Below are 7,305 nucleotides of genomic sequence, written 5' to 3'. Positions count from 1 at the left end.
GTTACGACTATAAAAATCAAGACTTGGCTAGGATAATTGATCTTTCAAAAAAACTGTTTATTTCTAAAGTGGGAATGGGAGACATACTCATACTTGATTCTTTCAATAAATATTTAGAAACACTTCCAAGGGATAGAAACTATCCTTCAACACTATTTGACAAACTTCCAAAAAAATAGCCTCAGTTGAAGCAACTGTGACTAAAAACCAAAAATTTGTCACTCTTTCTACTATAGTAAAGGATTGTTTAGGCTATCTTCCAAATTGTACAGCAGAACAAATTCCATTGGTTGCCAAGAAAACTGTCCCTCGCAGTAGTGCTCCAAAGGTTTTTTAAATCATTTTGTGAATTTCGTTAATGAAAAACTCTAAAATTTTACTGACAGAAAACTAGTCAGTAAATTAACTCACAAAAAAAGCCGTCAGTTTACTGACAGCTTTTTTATTATCCTTTAGATTTTGCAATTGCAAGTAAAATTGCACCTGTTACGAACAGAACACTTCCAATTCCAACATAAACCAATTCTTTTTTGGTTTTCTTTTCACCAAGGAAGAGAATTCCTCCAATAGTTGAAATGATAACACCTAATTGTGCGAATGAAAAGGCAATTGCGTTACCAGCAGTGCTTGCAGCCATAAGCATAAAGATATTACCTACACCAAACATTACTCCATCAATTATATTTCGATAAACATATTTTTCCATTTTAATTTTGAAACGACCCATCACAAGTGCTCCAAAGATCATTCCAACTGACATTGGCAAGATAATTGTGAGTGTATCAAAATGAACATTGAACCAAAGTACTGCTAAGTTATTAAAAAGAATAACATAGAGAACATATCCCAAAGTTGAGTAAGTTAAAGCAATCAATCCTTTAGTATAATTATGTCCTTCTTTAACAACTGCATTTTCTGGGTCACGTTTAGCTGAGAAATAGAACCCAACTACCAAAACAGCCATCGCAATAAATCCGATAATAAATTGAATTTGTTTTGTCCATTCGTGGAAAGCAAAAACCCCAAGCAATACACCAAATACTAATTGACTTCCTGCTGAAAGTGGACTCGCTACTGAAACACCCATGTATTTCATTGAATTAAACTGACCAAATTGTCCAATTACCCAAAACAATCCACCAATAAATCCAATTAAGAAAATTTGCCATGTCAACGTTGGCATGCGGAATAAGGAAACAATAAGTGCAACAACAAAAGCGCCCAAAGTCATTCCCAGTGTTTGTTGATTAGCATCACCACCAAGTATATTAGCTACCAATCCGATAGAACCCCAAGCAAAAATTGGAACAAGCGCGAAAAGAACTCCTTGCATGTTTATATTTACCTCTTTAAAATAATTTTTTACCTAAAAATTTAGCATAGCTCTATATTACTCTTATTTCGGGAAAAAACAAGAGATAAAAAAATACACAAGAACCATAACTGTGGTTCTACGTCAACTGGTGTTGAATAATAAATTTATCATTTGAGGCGGTTCTCCATTTGGGGAGCCGTCTTTGTCATGTTATGGCGTGATTTGGTAGATTCGTTTGAAGAAGTTCAGCTGATTCTTGAAGCCAAAACAGGATCGTTTGAATGACTTGATGAGGCGGTTAATCCCTTCGATTGGACCGTTGGAATAAGGGCTGGTGACAGCGGCGAGAACAGCGACTTTGTGTCGCTTAAGCGTCGCGATCGTCATGTCCATTGCCGTACCGTTTGGCTCGTAAGTAGCTAACAGGTTTGCCAGTTACGCGCGGGATGTTTATTCACCATCTAAGCATCATGAAGCGCTAAGTATGTCTCGTAGGTTTGTTTGAGCTTGGGCTCAGTATCAAGTGCGATATCGATGACCCTCGATTTCGTGAATATGGCATTGCGCCAAAAACTAAAGCGGAAGATTCTTTCTTGTCGCATTGTTTGTACCATACCAAAGAGAGTGGCTGCGTGGCCATTACCCTCCCACACGGGGTCTTGTTTAGAGGCGCTGCGGAAGGACGGATTCGAAAAGATTTGATTGATAAACATCAAATTGAATCGGTAATTGGTTTTCCAGATAAACTCTTTTTGAACACAGGCATTCCCGTTTGTGTCTAAATTCTTAAAAAGAATCGAGCAAACTCTGATATTCTTTTTGTGGACGCAAGTCAAGGCTTTGAAAAGATGAAGAATCAAAAGCAATTACGCCCAGAAGATATTTACAAGATCACTGAAACAGTCATTCATCGCAAGGCGGTTGATAAATATAGCCACTTAGCAACGCTTGAGGAAGTTATTGAGAATGATTACAACTTAAATATTCCGCGTTATGTGGATACCTTTGAAGAGGAAGAACCGATTGACTTAGCGTATATTCAAGGTCAAATAGATGAAGTAGACGCAGAGATTGCGAAAGCTAATCAAACCTTAGCAAACCACTTTAAGGAACTGGGAGTGTTGAAATGAAGGAAAAAGTACAGGCTCCAGAATTAAGATTTGATGGTTTTACGGATGATTGGGAACAACGTAAGTTTGCTGATTTTATTGATGTTAAGTCTGGAAAAGACTACAAACATCTGAATTCGGGATCAATACCTATCTATGGAACTGGTGGATATATGCTAAGTGTAGATAGAGCGCTATCAGATATAGATGCCATTGGGTTCGGAAGGAAAGGGACAAATGATAAGCCTTATTTATTAAAAGCGCCTTTTTGGACTGTCGATACCTTGTTTTATGCTGTTCCTAAACAAAATATTGACCTTCAATTTTCACTATCTATTTTTTAAAAAATAAATTGGAAAAAATTTGATGAATCTACTGGTGTACCTAGTGTATCGAAAACTGTAATTAATAGTGTGGGTGCTTTTGTTCCCAGTTATGAAGAAAAACAAAAAATAGGTTCATTCTTCAAACAGTTAGATGACACTATCGCTCTTCATCAACGTAAGTTAGATTTGTTGAAAGAACAGAAAAAAGGCTTTTTACAAAAGATGTTTGTTTAGGGTCTATAATTAGATAATAACCCCTAAGAAATTAAGCAAAAACAGCCCTTATACTTACAAGATATAATTATAGGGGCTGTTTTTTATAAATTTATAAAAAACAAAGCATTTATATAGGTAGTGTAAAATAAGTTGTGTAAACACAAAAAGGAATAAATCCGTTATAGTAGAGTTGCAAAACATTACTAGAAAGAGATTTATTCCTATGACTCAGTTTACCACAGAACTACTTAACTTCCTAGCCCAAAAGCAAGATATTGATGAATTTTTCCGTACTTCTCTTGAAACAGCTATGAATGATCTGCTTCAAGCAGAGTTATCAGCCTTTTTAGGGTATGAACCTTACGATAAATTAGGCTATAATTCTGGGAATAGTCGTAACGGAAGCTATGCACGGAAATTCGAAACCAAATATGGGACTGTTCAGTTGAGTATTCCTAGAGATCGTAATGGGAACTTTAGTCCAGCTTTGCTTCCCACTTATGGACGTCGAGATGACCACTTGGAAGAGATGGTTATTAAACTCTATCAAACCGGTGTAACTACTCGAGAAATTAGTGATATCATCGAGCGAATGTATGGTCATCACTATAGTCCTGCCACAATTTCTAATATCTCAAAAGCAACTCAGGAGAATGTCGCTACTTTTCATGAGCGAAGCTTAGAAGCCAATTACTCTGTTTTATTTCTTGACGGAACCTATCTTCCATTAAGACGTGGAACCGTTAGTAAAGAATGTATTCATATCGCACTTGGCATTACACCAGAAGGACAGAAGGCTGTTCTTGGATATGAAATCGCCCCAAATGAAAACAATGCTTCTTGGTCCACCCTGTTAGACAAGCTTCAAAACCAAGGAATCCAACAGGTTTCTCTTGTAGTGACCGATGGCTTCAAGGGGCTTGAAGAGATTATCAATCAGGCTTACCCATTAGCTAAACAACAACGTTGCTTAATTCATATTAGTCGAAATCTAGCTAGTAAAGTGAAACGAGCAGATAGAGCGGTTATTCTGGAGCAATTTAAAACGATTTATCGTGCTGAAAATTTAGAAATGGCAGTGCAAGCTTTAGAGAACTTTATCTCCGAATGGAAACCAAAGTATAGGAAAGTCATGGAAAGTCTGGAGAATACGGATAATCTTTTAACTTTTTATCAGTTTCCCTACCAGATTTGGCATAGCATTTATTCGACAAACCTCATTGAGTCTCTTAACAAAGAAATCAAACGTCAAACGAAAAAGAAGGTTCTTTTTCCTAAGAGGAGGCTCTGGAACGTTATTTAGTTACCCTGTTTGAAGATTATAATTTCAAGCAAAATCAACGCATCCATAAAGGGTTTGGCCAATGTGCTGACACACTTGAAAGCTTATTTGATTAACATTCTTCAACTCTACTTGAGTGTTTACACATAATTATTGACAGTATCAAAAATTTCCAGTAACATTTTATAAGAGTTATTTTTAGTCGTTTTTATTATTTGTAAGGGAAAATCTGTGAGGGAATTGAACCACTCGTAGTGTATCTTTTAAGCACTTTATCAGCATCTCGTTTTTCTTTTATTACACTTACAAATTTAGCTTTTGCATCAAATTTTTGATAATCTTCATCATTAAGAATCAATATCTTAGAAGTGGCACTGTATTCTCCTAGAACAATATATTTTGTACTTTTAGGTTTCACTGACTGTCCTTTATCATCAGTTATTGTTTTATCTTCCATTCCTGTCCACAAAGCTGGCTCGGATGATAAGTTTTCTACTGTCTTAAATTTAAACTTATCTCCTTTTTTGGTTACGTTATTAAAAACTTTTTCATTTATTAATTTATTATCAGCTTGAGTATTCAAGACTAGGACATCTGATTTTTAACTGTATTTACCTTCTACAGTTAAACTTTTATCAATATATTTTTTATTACCCGAATTGCTAGTTAATTTCATTGGAAAATAAATAAGTCGTGCTATCCTAATATTAAACCACTAAGCATTTGAAAGTGCACGACTTATATGACTTATAATAGCACACTTCCAAAAGTTTTTGTTTATTTACTGATAATCATTGAGACGCTTTCTCAAACGAGTGTTCCCCTTAAGGTTCAAAACCGAAAGAACGTCCATCTCGCAACATCAGATTGCTTAGTTATCGCTTGTCACCTATGGGGCCTACTGCATTTTAGTGAAACGCTTAAAGCTAAGCACCAATTGGCTCAAAGTTTATTTCCTAATTTCATAGAATATTCTCGCTTTGTCCGCCGTTGTAATGCCCTCTTACCGAGTATCCAATTCATTCGCCAAGCGGTTCTGTTGCGAAGTTTGAAAATAAAACGCGCCCTCTCTGAACTCCAAATATCTTAGGCTGTTATCCCCATTAATACCTTGATTTCAGTAGACACCGAAAAGCCGAAGAGCGTTCCATTTCTTCGGTTCTTTTTATATATTCCTCGAATGGTCTCCATGCCCTTAATCGTGGAAGAGGCTGTACGGAGACTTTGATAAAAATTATTTCGTCGTTTAATAGGTCGATGGTCTTGATCTATTAAATTGTTAAGATACTTCACAGTTCGATGCTCTGTCTTAGTATATAAACCCATACTCTGTAACTTTCTAAATGCAGATCCTATAGAGGGTGCTTTATCTGTTACGATGACTCTAGGTTGTCCAAATTGTTTATGGAGTCGCTTTAAGAAAGCATACGCCGCCTGAGTATCTCGTTTCTTTCGTAACCAGATATCCAATGTTAAACCGTCCGCATCAATCGCTCGATAGAGATAATGCCAACGCCCCTTAATTTTGATATAGGTTTCATCCATTTTCCACGAATAGAAGGACTGTTTATTTTTCTTTTTCCAGAGATGATAGAGGATTTTACTGTATTCTTGAACCCACCGATAAATCGTAGTGTGACAAACATTTATTCCACGGTCATAAAGCAATTCCTGAACTTCACGATAGCTTAGATTGTAACGCAGGTAGCAACCAACAGCGACAATAATAACGTCTTTTTTGAATTGTTTGCCTTTAAAATGATTCATTACTCTGTCCTCTCTGTCTTTTTTCTCAATTTTACACTAATGGAAAACTTTGCAACAGAACCACTTTAGCCAGTTGTCTTTTTAATTCTAGAAAATCAGCTTTAGAGACGGAGCTTTCATTAGATTTAGAGTAGAGGTCTATCCATTTATAAATTGTTGCAGGGGCCACGTCGTATCTTTAGACAGCTGGGTGACGAATTGACCAGAATGATAGAAGGTGATAAGGGTTTCTTTAAATTCTTTTGAGTAGCATTTTTTCATGTTTTTGTCCTTTGTCTAAATTATACAATAGTGACTCTAAGATTTAAGGATAACATCACTAATAATCAGTATTGAGCTTAACAAGGTGCTATACTTAATTTTATGAGATTACAGTATCTGTTGTGGAATAGAAGCCAAAATTGGTTTCTATTTTTTTGGTTGATATTGTAATTTCGAATTAAAGTGATATACTTAGCTCATGGGTGGTTTAGCGAAAGCACCACACCTTCATCATTAGCTACTCAAATGGGGGTAGCTTTTTTAAATAATGTGTAACTATAAACAAAAATCAGTTTGATAATAAGAGTAAGGAGCATCTAACGAATAAAAATAAAGAAAAAAAGGCGATCATAGGCCTACTGTTTTTTGGGTTTGTAGTAAGTATTTTAGTGATATATCTAGTGATAGCTTTACTAATGTAAGAAATAACTTAATGTTCGGATAAGGTAACACATTTTTTAAATAATTTATGAATCCTAATGATAAATTGACTTTAACTGATATTAGTGTTACACTTGCGAAGTGGGATGGAGCAGTTAGGTAGCTCGTCGGGCTCATAACCCGAAGGTCATAGGTTCAAATCCTATTCCCGCAATATTTTAAGGGCTTTAGGGAGCCCTTATTTTTCTTATAAAAAACTCACCCTTAAGTAAAAATTTTTTCGTGAAATAGGCAGCGCCTAGAATGGAAGTGAAAAATGAAAACAGGAGATAAAATTACATTATCTAATGGGGAACAAGCAACAGTCGTTTCTGGAGATATTAATCTCTATAAGTATGCACTAATTGTTGAATTAGAAAACCATGATGTCAGGGTGGTTGATAGAGAAACCTTGACACTTGCTAAAGCAAATCCTCATGAAAATCTGGGGAATCACAAGAAAATCAATAAGTTTTAAATAGACCAATTTGACTTTGGTAAGAATAGGTGTTACTCTTAAGTAAGAGGTAGGTTTTGTCTCGAGTTTAAATGTTTTAGGAATGCACTTTTTCGCAAAATAGGATTTACAGATGATGCGAAAGGATGTAT

At 35.6% G+C, this 7,305-nt stretch carries 5 protein-coding genes, 1 tRNA gene and 6 pseudogenes; 7 read left to right on the top strand and 5 right to left on the bottom strand.

What is annotated here, in order from left to right; genetic code table 11:
* Positions 1–445: 445 nt before the first annotated feature.
* On the bottom strand, positions 446–1,333 hold the full coding sequence (locus NSQ85_RS10255) for a GRP family sugar transporter (RefSeq protein WP_179974467.1): 888 nt from the start codon (positions 1,331–1,333) through the stop codon (positions 446–448).
* Positions 1,334–1,525: 192 nt separating this feature from the next.
* Positions 1,526–1,857: pseudogene (locus tag NSQ85_RS10250) on the bottom strand (transposase); the annotation flags it as partial.
* On the opposite strand from NSQ85_RS10250, the pseudogene NSQ85_RS10245 reads away from it, so the two are divergent.
* The 4 genes and pseudogenes from NSQ85_RS10245 to NSQ85_RS10230 all read left to right on the top strand — a co-directional run.
* Positions 1,849–2,445 (top strand): annotated as a pseudogene (locus NSQ85_RS10245) (N-6 DNA methylase); the annotation flags it as partial. The pseudogenes NSQ85_RS10250 and NSQ85_RS10245 sit on opposite strands and share 9 nt — an antisense overlap.
* Positions 2,442–2,768, top strand: coding sequence for a hypothetical protein (locus NSQ85_RS10240; protein ID WP_232087370.1), 327 nt, complete (start codon positions 2,442–2,444; stop codon positions 2,766–2,768). The pseudogene NSQ85_RS10245 and the gene NSQ85_RS10240, both read left to right, overlap by 4 nt.
* A 3-nt stretch (positions 2,769–2,771) precedes the next feature.
* Positions 2,772–2,984: a restriction endonuclease subunit S gene (locus tag NSQ85_RS10235; RefSeq protein WP_332068344.1), complete on the top strand. Its 213-nt coding sequence runs from the start codon at positions 2,772–2,774 to the stop codon at positions 2,982–2,984.
* A gap of 205 nt (positions 2,985–3,189) precedes the next feature.
* A pseudogene (locus tag NSQ85_RS10230) lies at positions 3,190–4,364 on the top strand (IS256-like element IS1191 family transposase).
* 95 nt (positions 4,365–4,459) lie between these two features.
* Here NSQ85_RS10230 and NSQ85_RS10225 read toward each other — a convergent pair.
* A pseudogene (locus tag NSQ85_RS10225) lies at positions 4,460–4,834 on the bottom strand (lipoprotein BA_5634 family protein); the annotation flags it as partial.
* Positions 4,835–4,990: 156 nt separating this feature from the next.
* On the opposite strand from NSQ85_RS10225, the pseudogene NSQ85_RS10220 reads away from it, so the two are divergent.
* Positions 4,991–5,302, top strand: a pseudogene (locus tag NSQ85_RS10220) (IS982 family transposase); the annotation flags it as partial.
* A gap of 32 nt (positions 5,303–5,334) precedes the next feature.
* Here NSQ85_RS10220 and NSQ85_RS10215 read toward each other — a convergent pair.
* Both NSQ85_RS10215 and NSQ85_RS10210 read right to left on the bottom strand, forming a co-directional pair.
* The gene (locus NSQ85_RS10215) at positions 5,335–6,015 is read right to left on the bottom strand and encodes an IS6 family transposase (protein ID WP_179974466.1); all 681 of its coding nucleotides are present in this window, start codon (positions 6,013–6,015) and stop codon (positions 5,335–5,337) included.
* A 61-nt stretch (positions 6,016–6,076) separates the two neighbouring features.
* A pseudogene (locus NSQ85_RS10210) lies at positions 6,077–6,276 on the bottom strand (transposase); the annotation flags it as partial.
* 521 nt (positions 6,277–6,797) lie between these two features.
* Between NSQ85_RS10210 and NSQ85_RS10205 the strand changes: the two are divergent.
* Both NSQ85_RS10205 and NSQ85_RS10200 read left to right on the top strand, forming a co-directional pair.
* Positions 6,798–6,871 (top strand) — tRNA-Met (locus NSQ85_RS10205).
* Between the two features lie 102 nt (positions 6,872–6,973).
* Positions 6,974–7,174: a hypothetical protein gene (locus NSQ85_RS10200; protein ID WP_011669085.1), complete on the top strand. Its 201-nt coding sequence runs from the start codon at positions 6,974–6,976 to the stop codon at positions 7,172–7,174.
* Positions 7,175–7,305 lie beyond the last annotated feature (131 nt).

Origin of the sequence: Streptococcus sp. FSL L8-0526 (assembly GCF_038007145.1) — a bacterium.
Classification (GTDB): domain Bacteria; phylum Bacillota; class Bacilli; order Lactobacillales; family Streptococcaceae; genus Streptococcus; species Streptococcus thermophilus.
Note: the sequence above shows the minus strand (reverse complement) of the source record. Positions and strands in the feature narration are given on the sequence as shown.